Source organism: Rothia koreensis (assembly GCF_004136575.1).
GTDB lineage: Bacteria > Actinomycetota > Actinomycetes > Actinomycetales > Micrococcaceae > Rothia > Rothia koreensis.
Map to the genome: position 1 here is coordinate 1 of NZ_NOIQ01000011.1, position 14,707 is coordinate 14,707.

The following is a 14,707-nucleotide window of genomic DNA, read 5'->3' on the forward strand; positions in this document are numbered from 1 at the left end:
TCCGTCGTCGGCAGCGTCAGATGTGTATAAGAGATAGCCGCGACTCTGTCCTCCTCCGCTTGTGGCCTGTGGAAGTTGTCCCTGTAGTCGGCGGTCGTCCCACCGTTGTACGGCGGGTCGATGCAGACGACGTCGAAGGAGGCCAGGTGCGTTCTTTTCAGGATCTTGAGGGCATCCAGGCTGTCCCCTTCGATCACGAGATTCTGGCGGAGCGACACCGGCTCGATCTCCTCGCCGTCCATGGACACGAAACGACACCGCGTCGGGGCCTGCGCGAGACGACGCGCCGCCCGCTTCCCCGGCCAGGTCAGCCCGTAGGTCTCGGAGGTCTCCGCCCACTGCCCCGGCCGAGCGGAATACCCCTCATGCCCCGAAGATTCTGCGCTCGGATCCATTGCATCCCCCACCCCGTGCCGAGTACACTTTGCATCATCGAGGATATCGGAGTTTGCCAAGTGTACTTGGTAGACCGGAATCCGGTGCGCCCGGATTCTGGTTCAATGACTTCAGACTCCCTTGATCGCCAGACGGCACAGCGCCTCGGGAGCCTCCTGCAATCGCATCGTGCGGACCTCGGTATCACCCAGGAGAAGGTCGCACTCGCTGCGGGCATATCCCGCCAGCACTATCAGCAGATGGAGTACGGTTACAGCGATCGCGCAACCCGGAATCCGTCCAATCCGAAATTGCGTTCCCTGATGAGCGTCGTCGCGATCCTCGAGATCCCGCGCGAAGAGGTGCTCAAGGCCCTGTGGCCCGACGAAAAGGATGACGGCGTCGACGAGTGAGCCGCGGGCGACCCTGACTTAACGTGCACATGTGCGCAACAATTGATGCATGCAGAAGATGAACGTCGAATCCTTCAACCTGGACCACACCAAGGTCGCGGCACCGTACGTGCGCATCGCCGACCGGAAAGAACTTCCCGGCGGTGACACCCTCATCAAATACGATGTCCGCTTCGCCCAGCCGAATCAGGGGCATCTCGATATGCCGGTCGTCCACTCGATCGAACACCTGACCGCCGAGCACATGCGCAATCACACCGATGCGCTCATCGATTTCTCCCCCATGGGGTGCCAGACGGGCTTCTACGCCCTGACACTCGGGCTCGAACCGGAGGAGTTCCTGGCCGTGCTCGAGAAGACCTTCCGCGACATTCTGGGGGCGAGCGAGGTCCCCGCGGCCAACGAGACCCAGTGCGGCTGGGGCAGCAACCACACCCTGTCCGGGGCACAGGGCGCCGTTTCCGATTTCCTCGATCAGCGTGATGCCTGGGGCGAGGTGTACGCGTGAACCCCCAGCCGGTGGGGCCGCTCTCCCCCGAAGTCCGCGACACGGTGGGCGGCGGCGTGGTTGTGCAGGTGGCCATGGACGAAGAGGCCGCCCCCTTCCTCGACTCCTGTCGGCGCATCGGACCCGACGTCGAGTTCGGCCGCGCGCGGTACTACCCGCTCAGCCATGAAGGGCGATCAATCCTTCTGGTCCGGTCCGGCATCGGGCTGGTCAATGCGGCCAGTGCCGCGACCACGGCGATTGCGGCGTCGGAGCCCCGCGCGGTCCTCTCGGCCGGCAGCGCGGGTGGTCTCCGGCAGGACGTCGAGGTCGGCGACCTCGCGGTCGGCGATTCCTACACGTTCACGGACGCGGACGCGACGGCCTTCGGGTACGAACGCGGTCAGGTCCCCGGGATGCCGGTCGATTACGCACCCCACGGCGGGCTCCTCGACGCCGCCCGGAGACTCGTGCCGGAAGACGGAACCCACCACGTCGGCCAGATGCTCGCGGGCGGATCGTTCGTGACGCAGAGTAACGTCAAGGACACCCGCGAAGCCTTCCCGCACGCCGTCACGACCGACATGGAGACCACGGCGATCGCACAGGTCTGCACGAGCCACCACGTCCCGTTCCTGTCCGTGCGAGGCGTGTCCGACCTGTGCGGGCCGGCCGCCGACCAGGACTTCCACATGTCCGTGGAGATCGTCGCACGCAGGTCGGCCGACGCCGTCCTCGCCGTGATCAGGGCCACCGACGGCGTCCCCGCGTAAACTCGCCACAGCAGACGACCACAGAATTCAGGAGACCACGATGCACACCCACACGCTGCGCGACGGCCGCGAGATCCCGGCCGTCGGATTCGGAACCTACCCGATGTCCGACGCCGAGGCCGAGGCGAACGTTGCCGAGGCCATCATGCGCGGGCACCGGTTGATCGACACCGCGGCCCAGTACGGCAACGAGAAGGGTGTCGGTCGCGGCGTCCGCAATTCCGGCGTCGATCGCGAGGAGATCTTCGTGACGACCAAGCTCGCCGGAAAGGATCACGGATACGAGCCCACCATCGCCGCGGCCAAGGAGTCCTTGCGGACCATGGGCCTGGATTACCTGGACCTGTACCTCATTCACTGGCCGAACCCGTCGGTGGACCTGTACGTCGAGTCCTGGAAGGCCATGATCGCGCTGAAGGAGGAAGGCCTGGTGCGCTCGATCGGCACGTCCAACTTCCTGCCCGAACATATTGACCGGCTCGGAGAAGAGACCAGCGAGATCCCGGTGGTCAACCAGATCGAGCTCCAGGTCCGCGAGCAGCAGGAGAAGTGGCGGGCGTACCACGAGAAGAAAAGGATCGTGACCCAGGCCTGGTCTCCCCTCGGGCGCATGCAGGGGCTGGATGAGACCCCCGAACTCGGAGACATCGCCGACACCCTTGGGGTCACTCCCGCGCAGGTGGTTCTGCGGTGGATGGTCCAGAACAAGATTGTGCCGATCCCCAAGACGTCGACGCCGGAGCGCATGGAGCAGAACCTGAACGTCTTCGACTGGGAGCTCAGTCCTGAGCAGATGGAGGTCATCAAGCGCCTCCACACGGGCATTGCCTACAAGGGTTTCGACCCCCGCAAGCACGAGGAATTCTAGGCTCGTGAGAGAGCATGGGCCCCGGAGAGCTGCGGTCTCTCCGGGGCCCATGCCGTCGTCCGCCGGGGCTGGCGCGAGTGGGTCGGTGCCGACCCGGTCGGCGCGACCGGTTCGCTCCACCAGGTCGGCGACCGGCCGGTTCAGGTCATTCGGGTTCGTACCCCAGGGCGCGCCAGGCGTCGTCGACGTCCTTGGTCATTTGGCGGATGAGAGCGTCCATGCCTTCGTAAGCAACCATGGACCTCAGGTGCGCCACGAACTCCAGGATGACGTTCTGCCCATAGAGGTCGAAGTCCTCGACTTCCTCGTGAGGACGGCCCATGACGTGTGCCTCGACCTGCCGCGACACCCCTTCGAACGTGGGGTTGGAACCCACCGAGATCGCCACGGGCCACCGTTGCCCGGCCTCGTCGTGCAGCCATCCCGCGTAGACGCCGTCGGCAGGAATCAAGCCGTCCGAATCCGAGGCCATGTTGGCGGTGGGAAATCCGAGCTCGCGTCCGCGGGCCGCACCGTGAACCACTTTCCCCCGCATGCGGTGGTACCTGCCCAGCAAGTGCGCGGCCGAATCGACGTCTCCGGAGGCGAGCAGCTCCCGGATCCAGGTCGATGAGCACCGGCGGTGTTCGTCCTTGGCGTCCAGCTCGGTCAGATCGTTGTCGGTCGAGAGGTCCTCAACCACGGCGACCTCGAAGCCGTGCTCTTCCCCGAGCTGCTTCATCGTGTCGAGATCCCCCGAATTGTTCCGGCCGAAACGGACGTCGGCCCCGATCACGACCTTCTTGGCGCCGAGGCCTTCCACGAACGTGGTGCGCACGAAGTCCTCGGGGGTCTCCTGCGCGAAGTCGAGGGAATAGGGCAACAGGACGAGCGCGTCCAGTCCCAACTCGTCGAGGAGATCCAGGCTGTCCCGCAAACCCATGATGGGGAAGTGAGGAACGTCCGGCCGGTGCACCAGGGCAGGATGCGGGTCGAAGGAAATCGCGACGGCCTTGAGCCCGTCGGAGTGCGCTTCAGCCACGACGGTCCTGATGACCCGAGCATGACCCCGGTGGACGCCGTCGAAATTCCCGATCGTCACCGCTGTGGGGCCGTATCCCTGCGGGATCTCGTCCAGGCTCCTGAAACAGTCCACGAATCTCCTCATACCAGGCCGCGGCTCGGTTCTCGAGCCGCGGCCATCAGTCTAGTCCTTGTGCCAGTGGGCCGCCGTCCGGCGACCCCTGTTATGAACGCTTCTTACCCGCTTTCTTCGAAGCGGCGGGCTGCGTGCCGCCCTGGGTCATCTCGCTGCGGATTCGGTTGGCCTTGCGGATCCATGCGTGCCAGACCAGCAGGCACGGAGGGATCACGAGGTCCAGCACCATGAGCACGATCATGAGCGGATGCGGCAGACCGAAGATGGCCCAGGAGAAGATACGACCGATTCCGCCCAGGAAGATCATGAGGCACACGAACCACAGGACATTGGCCCACTTGAATTTCACGGCGATCGCGACGAACGCGGCGCCGACTCCGCACAGGACTGCGGCGAGAGCTCCGTAGGAGGCGGCCACCGTGGCGCTGGAGCCCGTCGACTCACCGGGGAGGGACGCCGTCCCGGCGAAAATCTGCCAGATGCCGTAGGCGATGATGACGAGCCCATAGAGGGCGACGACGGCGCGGAACAGTCCCCAATCCTGTTGCTTGCCCGGCTTGCCGCTCGACGTGGTCGCGGTCTTTCCCTGCGCTGCCTTGGCTTTGCCTCGGGCTTTCCCGGCAGACTCGGTGGACGGCGGCGCACCGCGGGAGCCTTCCTGCGGGGCTCCGGGGCGCTTCGGGCGGTCGGTCGACGGACGCTCGGATCCGGATGGTTGGGGTTGCCGCGGCTGTTCTGGCTGCTCGGGTTGCCGTGGCTGGCCTGAGGGGTGGGGCGCTTCCCACGGACTCGTCGAACGGCCTTCGGGGCCCTTCGCGCTGTTTTCGGACGACGAGGGGTCGGTCATGATCGGCTCCGTTCGGGTAGATCGTCTCTTCCTGATACCACTCTAGGACCGCACACCTCGGGGAGCACTTCAGCTCGCCGACGGCGCGCGACGTCCCGGCCTGTTCCGGTACAGCCACAACAGCCCGATGATCGGCAGAACCAGGGGAACGTAGCCGTACCCGGACCCGAAGTGGGACCAGACCGATGCCAACGGGAACATGTCGGGCCGCACGTAGGAGAAGATGCCCACCGCAACCACCCCGACCAATTCGATCAGGATGGCCCATACGGCGGACCAGTAGGCACCGATGCCCTTCCGCGCCAGCGAGATCGTGGCGTAGACGTAAATCGCGGCCGCGACGCCGGAGAGCACGAAGGAGACCGGGGCCTCATCGAATTTGGCAAGGATCTGGTACAGGGCCCGCGCCCCGGCGGACAGGGAGAACAGGGCATACACGGCAACCAGGATCATCCCGGGGCCCTTCGACTTGGCCGAAGGACCAGGGGTCTGCCGCGCGTCGTTCGCCTCGACGTCGTTCATGTCAGTCTTGACCTCTCTGGTGGGTCGGATGGTGGAGACTCAGTAGTAGTACCACAGCACGTTCATGCGTTGGACCATCACGATGATGATGGGGCCGGCAACGGCCAGGACCAACGTGGACCAGCGGGTCCGTTCCGTCATGGACCAGACGAAGGTTCCGGCCGGAATCAGCATCGCGGTCAGGAGATAACCGTAGTACTCCCAGGCGTCGCCCGAAGGGCCGTCGGTGATGGTCTGCATGACGATCGAGCCAATGAGGTAGACCACCAGGAAGGCCTCGAGAATCAGCACCGAGCCCTGGGAGAGATCGTCCGTGGCCCGTCCGCGCAGAAATTGCACGAGGCACACGAGCGCGGATGCCGCTCCGAGCACCAAGGCAATCCAGAACCACAGGTCGTAGCCTGCAATCACGCCTCTCCCCCATTTTCTCGATCGATCGGAAACCGGCAGCCCGAAGCGAAAACGAGATGCGGGACCCCGACCTGCTTGCCTTTGCGCCGTTGGTTCTGCACCAGGGCCACCAGCGTCCCGTCCGGAGCGAAGCCCGCGGTCAGTTCACCGGCAGGCACGATGTCGTCCGCGCGCCCGGCCCCGGAGTCCTCGCTCCGATTCCCAGGGGCATCCGCATGGTCGGAGTTCGGAGGGATCCAGCGGCCGTTCGAGACGGCGGTGGCTTCTTCGTCATCCAGGTCGCGGCGCGCGAAGAGCCGTTCCGCGGCGCGTTCGAGTGCCAGAATCGGCAGGGCCTCGCCCCGCTCGCCGGCCGTTGCGAGGTCTTCGAGCGTGGCCGCGTCGTCGATCCCGACCTCCCCCACGCTCAGTCGTCGCAGGCGGATCAGGTGTCCACCGACGCCGAGTTGCTTGCCGATGTCTCGGGCCAGGGCCCGCACGTAGGTGCCCGAGCTGCAGGTGACCTCGACGTCCACGTCGATGACGGGTTGCATGGTGTCGTCCTCGGAGACGTGAGTTCGTCGTATACCGAGAACATCGAAGGCATGGACCGTGACTGGCCTCGCCTGGAGCTCGACCTCCTGGCCGGAACGCACCTTCGCATAGGACCTCACGCCGTTGACCTTGATCGCTGACACCGCCGAGGGGACCTGCATGATCTCGCCCCTCAGCTCACCGACCGCGGCGTGCACCGCCGAGTCCGCAATCTCGGAGAGATCCGAATCCGACGCGTGGTTCGTCACCTCGCCCTCGGCATCATCGGTCAGCGTGGACTGTCCGAGCCGGATGGTCGCAGAGTACGTCTTGGACTCGCCGCTGACCCAGGTCAACAACTTGGTCGCCTTGTTGATGCCCAGGATCAGCACTCCCGTGGCCATCGGGTCCAGGGTTCCGGCGTGCCCGACGCGACGGGTACCGGCGATTCTTCGCATGCGGCCGACGACGTCGTGACTCGTCATCCCCGCAGGCTTGTCCACCACGACGAGCCCCGAGGGCCCGCCCTGGCGCGAACGATCACGTGCCACTTACTCGGTGCCCTCCTGGGCCTCACGCATCTGGGTCGTGCCCGAGTCGGGGTCGCAGTGGGCGCCCTTCCCGAAGTCCTCGTCAACGGGGTCGTAGCCGTCCCGCATACCCGCGACGTCCGCGCGAGCGGCGTCCGTGTGGGGCGTGGACTCCTGCTGCTCCGTCGCAGCGGGAGTCGCGTCATCGTCGTCATCGCGACGGTACGGGTCGGCGTCGCCCGCGAAGGTCTTGTCTTCCGCCGCCTCGGCCAGTTCCGCGTCACGGGCCCGGGCCTGTCGAAGGATGTCCTCGAGGTGGTTGGCGTTGACCGGGACCTCGTCCGGGACGAACGTCAGTGTGGGTGTCAGGCGGGCCGTGATGTTCTTGCCCACCTCGGACCGGAGGATTCCCTTGGCGGATTCGAGAGCCGCACGGGTTCCGGCCTGTTCCTCCTCGGTTCCATAGACCGTGTAGTAGACGGTCGCGTGCTGAAGGTCGTTGGTGACCCTGGCGTCCGTGACCGTCACGAAACCGAGACGCGGGTCCTTGACCCGGCGCTCGAGAGCCTGGGCCACGATGACCTTGATCCGGTCCGCCAAGCGAGCCGCACGAGCTGCGTCAGCCATGATCTCTCCTCAAGTCAGTGCGCCCCGAGAGGGGACGCTCGAAAAAGTGTGCTCCGTGAAGTACGGGCCGGTGTCCAGGTTACCCCTGGGCACCGGCCCGTGCTCGTCAGATCATCAATTGTGGATGACCGGATGCTCGCGCGAGATCAGTCGCGGGGCTTCTCCTGCATCTCCCACGTCTCGATCATGTCGCCTTCACGGATGTCGTTGAAGGATCCGAGCCCGATACCGCACTCGTAGCCGTCGCGGACCTCGGTCGCGTCGTCCTTGAACCGGCGGAGCGACTCGATGGTCAGCGAGTCCGAGACCACCGTGCCGTCGCGCACCAGGCGGGCCTTCGCGTTGCGGCGGATGAGCCCGCTGCGCACGATCGAACCGGCAATGTTGCCCCACTTCGACGAACGGAAGACCTCGCGGACCTCCGCCGAGCCGAGGTCGACTTCCTCGTACTCGGGCTTGAGCATTCCCTTGAGGGCCTGCTCGACCTCGTCGATGGCCTGGTAGATGACGCTGTAGAACTTCATCTCCACGCCCTCGCGGTCGGCGAGTTCCGTGACTCGCTCGGCCGGACGGACGTTGAAGCCGATGATGATCGCGTTGTCGACCGTGGCAAGGTTGACGTCGTTCTGGGTGATGGCGCCGACGCCGCGGTGGATCACGCGCAACTGCACCTCGTCGCCGTCGCCCACCTCGATCTTGAGCAACGAGTCCTCCAGAGCCTCGACGGCACCGGAGACGTCACCCTTGATGATGAGGTTGAGCGTGTCCATCTTGCCCTGGGCCACGGCTTCGTCGAAGGACTCGAGCGTGACGCGCTTGCGACGCTTGGCCAGCTGAGCATTGCGGTCCGCCGCCTCGCGCTTCTCGGCGATCTGGCGTGCCGTCCGTTCCTCCTGGGTCGAGAGGAAGGTATCGCCCGCACGGGGAACCGTGGACAGGCCAAGGACCTGGACGGGCCGGGACGGACCGGCTTCACTGACGCTCTGACCGTTCTCGTCGAACATCGCACGAACCCTGCCGTGGGCCACGCCCGCGACGATGCTGTCGCCGACGTGCAACGTACCCGACTGGACGAGCACGGTGCATACCGCGCCGCGTCCCTTGTCCAGGTTCGCTTCGATGGCGACGCCGCGAGCTTCCTTGTCCGGGTTGGCCTGGAGCTCGAGTGCCCCGTCCGCGGTCAGGCAGATGGCATCGAGCAGTTCCTCGATGTTCTGGTGCTGACGTGCCGAGACGTCGACGAACATCGTGTCGCCGCCGTATTCCTCGGGGACCAGGCCGTATTCGGCCAGCTGACCACGGATCTTGTCCGCGTTCGCGCCCTCTTTGTCGATCTTGTTGACCGCGACGACGATCGGCACGTCGGCCGCCTGGGCGTGGTTCAACGCCTCGACGGTCTGGGGCATGACGCCGTCGTCCGCGGCAACCACGAGCACGGCGATGTCGGTCACCTTGGCACCACGGGCACGCATGGCGGTGAATGCCTCGTGACCCGGGGTATCGATGAAGGTGATGAGCCTTTCTTCGTCGTCCACGGTGGTGGTGATCTGGTAGGCACCGATGTGCTGCGTGATGCCACCGGCCTCGCCTTCGATCACATTGGTGTGGCGAATAGCGTCGAGCAGACGGGTCTTGCCGTGGTCGACGTGACCCATCACGGTGACTACCGGAGGACGTGCCTCGAGCTGTTCGTCCGTCTCGGCCTCACGCTCGGCGTCGAGATCGATGTCGAAGGATTCGAGCAGCTCGCGCTCCTCGTCCTCCGGCGAGACGATCTGGACCTTGTAGCCCAGCTCGGCGCCCAGGAGCTCGAAGGTGTCCTGGTCCAGCGACTGGGTCTGCGTGGCCATTTCACCGAGGTGGATGAGCACGGTCACCAACGCCGCGGGATTCGCGTTGATCTTTTCCGCGAAGTCCATGACCGAGGCGCCACGGCGCATACGAACGACCGTCTCACCGTTGCCCCGGGGGACAACGACGCCGCCGGCCGTAGGAGCCTGCATCTGCTCCATCTCGTTCCGCTTTGCCTGCTTCGACTTGCGCTGCTTGCGCCGCGAGTTTCCGCGTCCGAAGGCACCCTGGGCGTTACCGCGTCCACGGCCTCCGCCGCGCGGGGGCCCGCCTGCGCTGGGCCCGCCTCGACGGGGACCGTTGCCGCCGCCGGGGCTTCCGCCACCGGGGCGACCGCCCACATTGGACGTCATCTTGGCCGGCATCATGTTGGGGCTCGGCCGGTTGCCCGAGGGAGCCGCGGGCCGCGGAGCGTTGCCGCGCTGCCCGCCGGCACCGGCACCGGGACGAGGACCGCCTTGGCCCTGCCCCTGCCCCGGGCGCGGGCCTCCTTGGCCCTGGCCCTGGCCGGGCCGCGGACCGCCGCGGCGGTTGCCGCCGTTGGCGCCCCTCATGCCCTGCTGGGAGCTGAAGGGGTTGTTGCCCGGACGGGGTGCACCAGGCTTCGGCGCATTGCCGCGTGCCGACGCGGGGCGGGGCCCCGGGGTCGGTGCGGAACCGGGCTTGGGCGCGGACGAGTCCGTGCGCATGCCCTGCTGCGACGTGTACGGGTTGTTTCCGGGGCGTGCACCGGGTTTGGGTGCGCCCGGCTTCGGCGCGCCGGGCTTGGGCGCCTGTGTCCTGGGGGTGCCTTCCTGAGGCGCCTGGTCACCGGCCGTCGCGGGGGTCGGCTGTTCCTGGCCGGCGTCCTTCGAGGCCTCGGGCTCGGCGTGACCCGTGGAAGCACTCTGCTTCGGTTCGGGCTTGTTCGCGGCACCGGGCTTGGGCGTCGACTTGCCCGCGGTCGCCGGCGTGGGGCCGGACGGCTTGGGTGCACCAGGCTTCGGGGCAGCCTTCTTCGGCGTCGTGGCCTCGGGCTCCGAGGGGGTCGATGCATCCGAGGTCGTCGACCCGGATTCGTTGGCGGTCGACTGCTTTTTGGTCGTCTGGCCTCCCTGGGCGGGGGCCTGAGCGCGGTCCGCGAAGGCGGCGCGCAGTTTCTTCACCACGGGGGGTTCCACCGTGGACGATGCCCCCCGAACGAATTCGCCCAAGTCCTGAAGCTTGGCGATCGCTTCCTTCGAGGTGATGTTGAGCTCTTTCGCGAGCTCGTGAACGCGGGGCTTTGCCACATTACTCCTGTCTCGGTCTGCGCCGAAACAGGCACAAACCGCTTAATTCCGTATAAGGCTCTCGGCAACCACGCGGTTGCCTCGGGACTCGCCGTTGGCCGAGCACAGTGAAGTACTCATTGCGCGGCACTCATCGGGTTTCCATCGGCTTTCTACTCGCTTTCTTCAGGTGCACTCGCACCCGTTGATTGAGCTAGGGGGCGGCCCTCACGCGGATCACAGCGTTGCGGCACGGAGTCTTCCTCCGCGGCCCATTGGCGTTCGAGAGGTTTCGGATCCACGGGACACCGGAACGACCTGGCAAAGGCCTTCGTTCCCAGAGCCCGGTCCAAACACTGACGATCGGGATGCAACCAGGCTCCCCGCCCCTTCATGGACCGGTTCCGGTCCAGGACGATCTCGCCCGTTCGATTTCCCTGCGCCCTCTGGAGGACCACACGAACTAGTGCGGTTCGATCATCGGAGCGTCGGCACCCTATGCACGTACGGATTCCGGGGGGAGAAGACAAGATCTCATCCCCTTCCGACCATTCGTGCTCGTACCGGGCGTCGAGCGCAATCGATGACCGGAGTCCAGTGTATCCCCCGATGGCGTGTTTCCCCCAAAGATTGGCCGAAACACACCTCTGCCTGTGAGGATGCCCACACAAATGGTGAAGGTTATTCGGCCGTGTGGGCTGCCCGGGCCTTGGACTCCGAGACGATGTCGATGCGCCAGTTGGTCAATTTGGCGGCCAGTCGGGCATTCTGCCCTTCCTTGCCGATCGCCAGCGACAGCTGGTCATCCGGGACGATCGCCCTGGCCTGGAACCTGCCCTGCGGATCGACCTCGACCGAGGCGACCTTCGCCGGGCTCAGGGCACCCGAAATATAGGCCGAGGGGTCCTCCGAGTAACTGACGATGTCGATCTTCTCGTTGTTCAGCTCGGAGGTGACGGCGCGGACTCGGGAACCCATTTCTCCGATGCACGAGCCCTTGGCGTTGATACCTTCTTGGGTCGCGCGCACCGCGATCTTGGTCCGGTGCCCGGCCTCGCGCGCGATCGACATGATCTCGACCGATCCGTCCTCGATCTCCGGAACCTCGTGCTCGAAGAGGCGACGCACGAGGTCCGGGTGGGACCGGGACAGGGTGATGGACGGTCCCTTGAAACCACGCCGGGCCTCGACCACGAAGGTCCGGATGCGCGCCCCGTGGGAATAGGTTTCTCCGGGAACCTGCTCGTGCGGGGGAAGCACTCCTTCCACGGTCCCCAAGTCGATCTGGACCATGTCGTTCCGTCCGCCCTGCTGGATCTGCCCGGAGACGAGCTGCCCCTCACGGTCGCGGAAGTCACCGAGGACCTGGTTGTCCTCCGCCTCGCGGAGACGCTGGAAGATCACCTGGCGGGCGGTGGCGGCCGCAATGCGACCGAAGTTCCGAGGCGTGTCGTCGAACTCCCCGATGACCTCGCCGTTCTCGTCGATCTCCGGCGCCATGATGCGCACGTGGCCGGTGTCCTGGTCCACTACGGCGCGGGCGTTGCGGATCGCCCCGGCGTTCTTCTCGTAGGCCAGCAAGAGAGCGGACTCGATCATCCGGATCAGCTGATCGACGGGTATGTCGCGCTCCTTCTCCAGGAGGCGGAGGTTGCTCATGTCGATGTCCATTGCTGGCCTTTCCTTGCTCCAAGTGCCAAAGCACCGGGGCGCAATCGCGCCCCGGCACCCGGCTGGGCCCGGACCTCGTCCTGGTCGGCCCCTGCATTCCGACTTATTCTAGCCGGGATCCTTCAGTCACTGAACTCGACCTCGACCTGGGCGGAATTCACATCCGAGATCGCGAGGTCTTCGGGCTCCGAATATTTGGCAGGCACCCCCTTGGGTGTGTCCTTCTTGCGGGCGATGGTGGCGGTCGTCCCGTCGGTCTCCTCGAGGCGAGCCAGGAAGGACTGTCCGTCGGCCGTCTTGATTTTCAGCAGACGCCCGCGCGAACGCTTCCAGTGGCGGGGTTCGGTGAGGCGTCGGGTCGCCCCGGGCGAGGTGACCTCGAGCATGTAGGTTTCCTCGGGGTCGTGCTCGGTCCGGTCCAGCGCCTCGGAGACCGCGGTGGAAACTTCCGCGATCGTGTCGAGACCAACGCTTCCTTCGTGGTCCTCCTGGAGATCGACGACGACCATCACCGTCTGGGTCCGGCCTGCCCCTCGCCCGACCAGTTCTTCGAGCACCAACCCGAATTCGGCGACGACGGGTTCGACGACGTCGCGCAGGGCGTTGAGATCCAGAGTGTCCGACAGGGAATTGCGCGGGTGCGCCTGGTCGGAGTAGCCCGCGTCGGCCTTCGAACGTGCAATCCTGCGGCGCTCGCGGGAATTGTTCTTGCCTGTACCTGTCTTGCGGTTCGAGCCGTTGTTGGCCAAAAGAACTCCTGTGATGGTCATGTCATGTCCTGCGTCCAGGGTACCGCGCCCAGAGGACCCGGTGACGTGCCATGATGGTGAGTTGAGCCCGGAACCCGAAGCACCAGAGGAACCACGTACGCATGAAGACTGCAGCCGCCAAGACCCTGTTCGTGATCGTGTTGGTCGTTCTCCTGGTGCTCCTCGCGGCGTCGGCCTTCGTCTGGTGGCGGACCTCGCACGGACAGGGCGGCGTCGATGCCCAGCAGAAGGCGGCCGCCGAGCTGAAAACCCTCCGGGCCGGCATCGAGAGCTCAGGGGTCTCCGGGTTCCAGAAAGAGAACCTGGAATCCGACGTGGATGAACAACTGGATGCACTCAACCGCACGGCCGTCGACAAGGCCGAAGCGGACGAGTCCCGCCGGCCCACCGATCTTCACGGGCTGACCGATGAGATCACCCGCAGTTCGAAGACCGTCTACGATCTCGCCTCGACCGACGGCCTGAGCTCGGACGAAGCCGCCACGCTCGTTTCGATCGCTGTGAATCAGTGGGGCACGGTCCAACTGTTCAATGGTTCCCTGAGCGAGGTGAGTGACGCGTCGTCGACGGCGAGTGCCCAGCTCAAGGACATGACGGGCCTGGGGCAGAACCAGGCGTTGGACGCGAAGGGGATGTGCCCGGCAATGTCCGACGACGCCAAGGACAAGGCATCGGCGGGATCGGCCTCCGGGGATTCGAAGCGTGGCTCGTCGAAGGACTCCAAGGAGCTGTCCGATATCCTGACCGGTCTCTATTCCTCGTCCTGGGCGGAGTCGTACTTCCAGGCCCGGGAAGACGTCGACGGGACCGCCGAGGACACGGCCAAGCGTCTCGACGTCGCGGCCTCGGTCCATTCCTCCCAGCTCCAGCAGTTGCGCGCCGGATTGGACCAGGCCTGCGAGTCGGTTCCCCAGCCGCACGCGGCCTACGACCTTCCCGACGACACGAAGGATCCCGGGAAGGTCATGACCGGTCAGGCGGATCACCTGGCCCACGAGTCGATGGCGCTGATCCGGACGCAGGACCCGGGCAAATCCGGCGTGCACGGAACGAAGTCGTGGACGGCGTGGGGCGCACGCTCCCTGGCCTTGAACACAGTCGTGTCCTCCCAAGTCAGCGGGGACATCCCGGCACTGCCCGGCATATCCTGACCCTGCGTCCGCCCCCCGTGGGGCGGCGTCGGGGTTGCGGGGCTGCTGGGCTGCGGTGCTACGGGGCTGCGGGGCCTCGGTGCTGCGGTCCTGTGGTGCCTCCTGGCTGCGGGGCTGCTGGGCTACGGTGCTGCGGGGCTTCGCTGCTGCGGGGCTTCGTAGTTGCGGGGTTGCGAGGCCTCGGTGCTGCGGTCCTGTGGTGCCTCCTGGCTGCGGGGCTGCGTGCCTGGGTGCCGCGGTACTCCGGGGCCTCGGTGCCGACGAGGTGGCAAGTTTGAGCGCCCTGTCCCGCGAAGTGGCAATCCCGTGCGCCGCGGCCCGCGAAGTGGCAAATTTGTGCGATTTTTGGGGCAAATAGCGCACGAAAGTGCCACCTCGCGCCCCAATCCGCACGAGATTGCCACCTCGCGGCGCGTCCGCGCTCCACACCGCTCAAAAGTGCCACCTCGCGCCGCGTCCGGGCTCCACACCGCTCAAAAGTGCCACCTCGAACCGCACCCGCCTCGCGCC

Annotated in this window: 14 protein-coding genes and 2 pseudogenes; 5 read left to right on the forward strand and 11 right to left on the reverse strand. The window is 66.0% G+C overall.

The window, feature by feature from the left end; all coding sequences use genetic code 11:
• Nucleotides 1-395: pseudogene (locus EWU68_RS13035) on the reverse strand (site-specific DNA-methyltransferase); the annotation flags it as partial.
• Nucleotides 396-500: 105 nt separating this feature from the next.
• On the opposite strand from EWU68_RS13035, the gene EWU68_RS13040 reads away from it, so the two are divergent.
• Genes EWU68_RS13040 through EWU68_RS08515 form a run of 4 tightly spaced genes read left to right on the forward strand, consistent with a single transcriptional unit; the run spans nucleotide 501 to nucleotide 2,916 of the window.
• Nucleotides 501-788 carry a helix-turn-helix transcriptional regulator gene (locus EWU68_RS13040; protein ID WP_162421433.1) on the forward strand — a complete coding sequence of 96 codons (288 nt, stop codon included), beginning with the start codon at nucleotides 501-503 and terminating at the stop codon, nucleotides 786-788.
• A gap of 49 nt (nucleotides 789-837) precedes the next feature.
• The gene (locus EWU68_RS08505; RefSeq protein ID WP_129315710.1) at nucleotides 838-1,296 is read left to right on the forward strand and encodes an S-ribosylhomocysteine lyase; all 459 of its coding nucleotides are present in this window, start codon (nucleotides 838-840) and stop codon (nucleotides 1,294-1,296) included.
• Nucleotides 1,293-2,048 (forward strand): 5'-methylthioadenosine/S-adenosylhomocysteine nucleosidase, encoded by a 756-nt coding sequence (mtnN, locus tag EWU68_RS08510; protein ID WP_238692393.1) that lies wholly within the window; start codon nucleotides 1,293-1,295, stop codon nucleotides 2,046-2,048. The genes EWU68_RS08505 and mtnN overlap by 4 nt, the downstream gene beginning before the upstream one ends.
• Before the next feature lie 40 nt (nucleotides 2,049-2,088).
• Entirely contained in the window at nucleotides 2,089-2,916 is an 828-nt protein-coding gene (locus EWU68_RS08515; protein WP_129315711.1) for an aldo/keto reductase, read from the forward strand.
• 145 nt (nucleotides 2,917-3,061) lie between these two features.
• Here EWU68_RS08515 and EWU68_RS08520 read toward each other — a convergent pair whose 3' ends face one another.
• The 10 genes and pseudogenes from EWU68_RS08520 to EWU68_RS08565 form a co-directional block, all read right to left on the reverse strand.
• Nucleotides 3,062-4,051 carry a bifunctional riboflavin kinase/FAD synthetase gene (locus EWU68_RS08520; RefSeq protein ID WP_238692394.1) on the reverse strand — a complete coding sequence of 330 codons (990 nt, stop codon included), beginning with the start codon at nucleotides 4,049-4,051 and terminating at the stop codon, nucleotides 3,062-3,064.
• Between the two features lie 91 nt (nucleotides 4,052-4,142).
• Nucleotides 4,143-4,901: a DUF4345 domain-containing protein gene (locus EWU68_RS08525; protein ID WP_129315713.1), complete on the reverse strand. Its 759-nt coding sequence runs from the start codon at nucleotides 4,899-4,901 to the stop codon at nucleotides 4,143-4,145.
• Nucleotides 4,902-4,970: 69 nt separating this feature from the next.
• Nucleotides 4,971-5,423, reverse strand: coding sequence for a hypothetical protein (locus EWU68_RS08530; protein ID WP_129315714.1), 453 nt, complete (start codon nucleotides 5,421-5,423; stop codon nucleotides 4,971-4,973).
• A gap of 39 nt (nucleotides 5,424-5,462) precedes the next feature.
• On the reverse strand, nucleotides 5,463-5,834 hold the full coding sequence (locus EWU68_RS08535) for a hypothetical protein (protein WP_129315715.1): 372 nt from the start codon (nucleotides 5,832-5,834) through the stop codon (nucleotides 5,463-5,465).
• Complete coding sequence (gene truB, locus EWU68_RS08540) at nucleotides 5,831-6,898, reverse strand: tRNA pseudouridine(55) synthase TruB (RefSeq protein WP_274542744.1); 1,068 nt, start codon at nucleotides 6,896-6,898, stop codon at nucleotides 5,831-5,833. The genes EWU68_RS08535 and truB overlap by 4 nt, the downstream gene beginning before the upstream one ends.
• Nucleotides 6,899-7,066: 168 nt before the next feature.
• A pseudogene (rbfA, locus tag EWU68_RS08545) lies at nucleotides 7,067-7,504 on the reverse strand (30S ribosome-binding factor RbfA); the annotation flags it as partial.
• 146 nt (nucleotides 7,505-7,650) lie between these two features.
• Nucleotides 7,651-10,626 (reverse strand): translation initiation factor IF-2, encoded by a 2,976-nt coding sequence (gene infB / locus EWU68_RS08550; protein WP_129315717.1) that lies wholly within the window; start codon nucleotides 10,624-10,626, stop codon nucleotides 7,651-7,653.
• A 152-nt stretch (nucleotides 10,627-10,778) separates the two neighbouring features.
• The gene (locus EWU68_RS08555; protein WP_338049681.1) at nucleotides 10,779-11,276 is read right to left on the reverse strand and encodes a YlxR family protein; all 498 of its coding nucleotides are present in this window, start codon (nucleotides 11,274-11,276) and stop codon (nucleotides 10,779-10,781) included.
• A 10-nt stretch (nucleotides 11,277-11,286) separates the two neighbouring features.
• The gene (gene nusA / locus EWU68_RS08560; protein WP_129315718.1) at nucleotides 11,287-12,276 is read right to left on the reverse strand and encodes a transcription termination factor NusA; all 990 of its coding nucleotides are present in this window, start codon (nucleotides 12,274-12,276) and stop codon (nucleotides 11,287-11,289) included.
• A 122-nt stretch (nucleotides 12,277-12,398) separates the two neighbouring features.
• A complete protein-coding gene (locus tag EWU68_RS08565; RefSeq protein ID WP_129315719.1) occupies nucleotides 12,399-13,046 on the reverse strand; it encodes a ribosome maturation factor RimP in 648 nt (215 codons plus the stop codon).
• Nucleotides 13,047-13,147: 101 nt separating this feature from the next.
• On the opposite strand from EWU68_RS08565, the gene EWU68_RS08570 reads away from it, so the two are divergent.
• Nucleotides 13,148-14,197 carry a hypothetical protein gene (locus tag EWU68_RS08570; protein ID WP_129315720.1) on the forward strand — a complete coding sequence of 350 codons (1,050 nt, stop codon included), beginning with the start codon at nucleotides 13,148-13,150 and terminating at the stop codon, nucleotides 14,195-14,197.
• The last annotated feature ends 510 nt before the right edge of the window (nucleotides 14,198-14,707 follow it).

Coding starts and splice junctions, on each gene's coding strand:
- EWU68_RS13040 (WP_162421433.1), top strand. CDS start 501: ATGACTTCAGACTCCCTTGATCGCCAGACGGCACAGCGCCTCGGGAGC.
- EWU68_RS08505 (WP_129315710.1), top strand. CDS start 838: ATGCAGAAGATGAACGTCGAATCCTTCAACCTGGACCACACCAAGGTC.
- EWU68_RS08515 (WP_129315711.1), top strand. CDS start 2,089: ATGCACACCCACACGCTGCGCGACGGCCGCGAGATCCCGGCCGTCGGA.
- EWU68_RS08525 (WP_129315713.1), bottom strand. CDS start 4,901: ATGACCGACCCCTCGTCGTCCGAAAACAGCGCGAAGGGCCCCGAAGGC.
- EWU68_RS08530 (WP_129315714.1), bottom strand. CDS start 5,423: ATGAACGACGTCGAGGCGAACGACGCGCGGCAGACCCCTGGTCCTTCG.
- nusA (WP_129315718.1), bottom strand. CDS start 12,276: ATGGACATCGACATGAGCAACCTCCGCCTCCTGGAGAAGGAGCGCGAC.
- EWU68_RS08565 (WP_129315719.1), bottom strand. CDS start 13,046: ATGACCATCACAGGAGTTCTTTTGGCCAACAACGGCTCGAACCGCAAG.
- EWU68_RS08570 (WP_129315720.1), top strand. CDS start 13,148: ATGAAGACTGCAGCCGCCAAGACCCTGTTCGTGATCGTGTTGGTCGTT.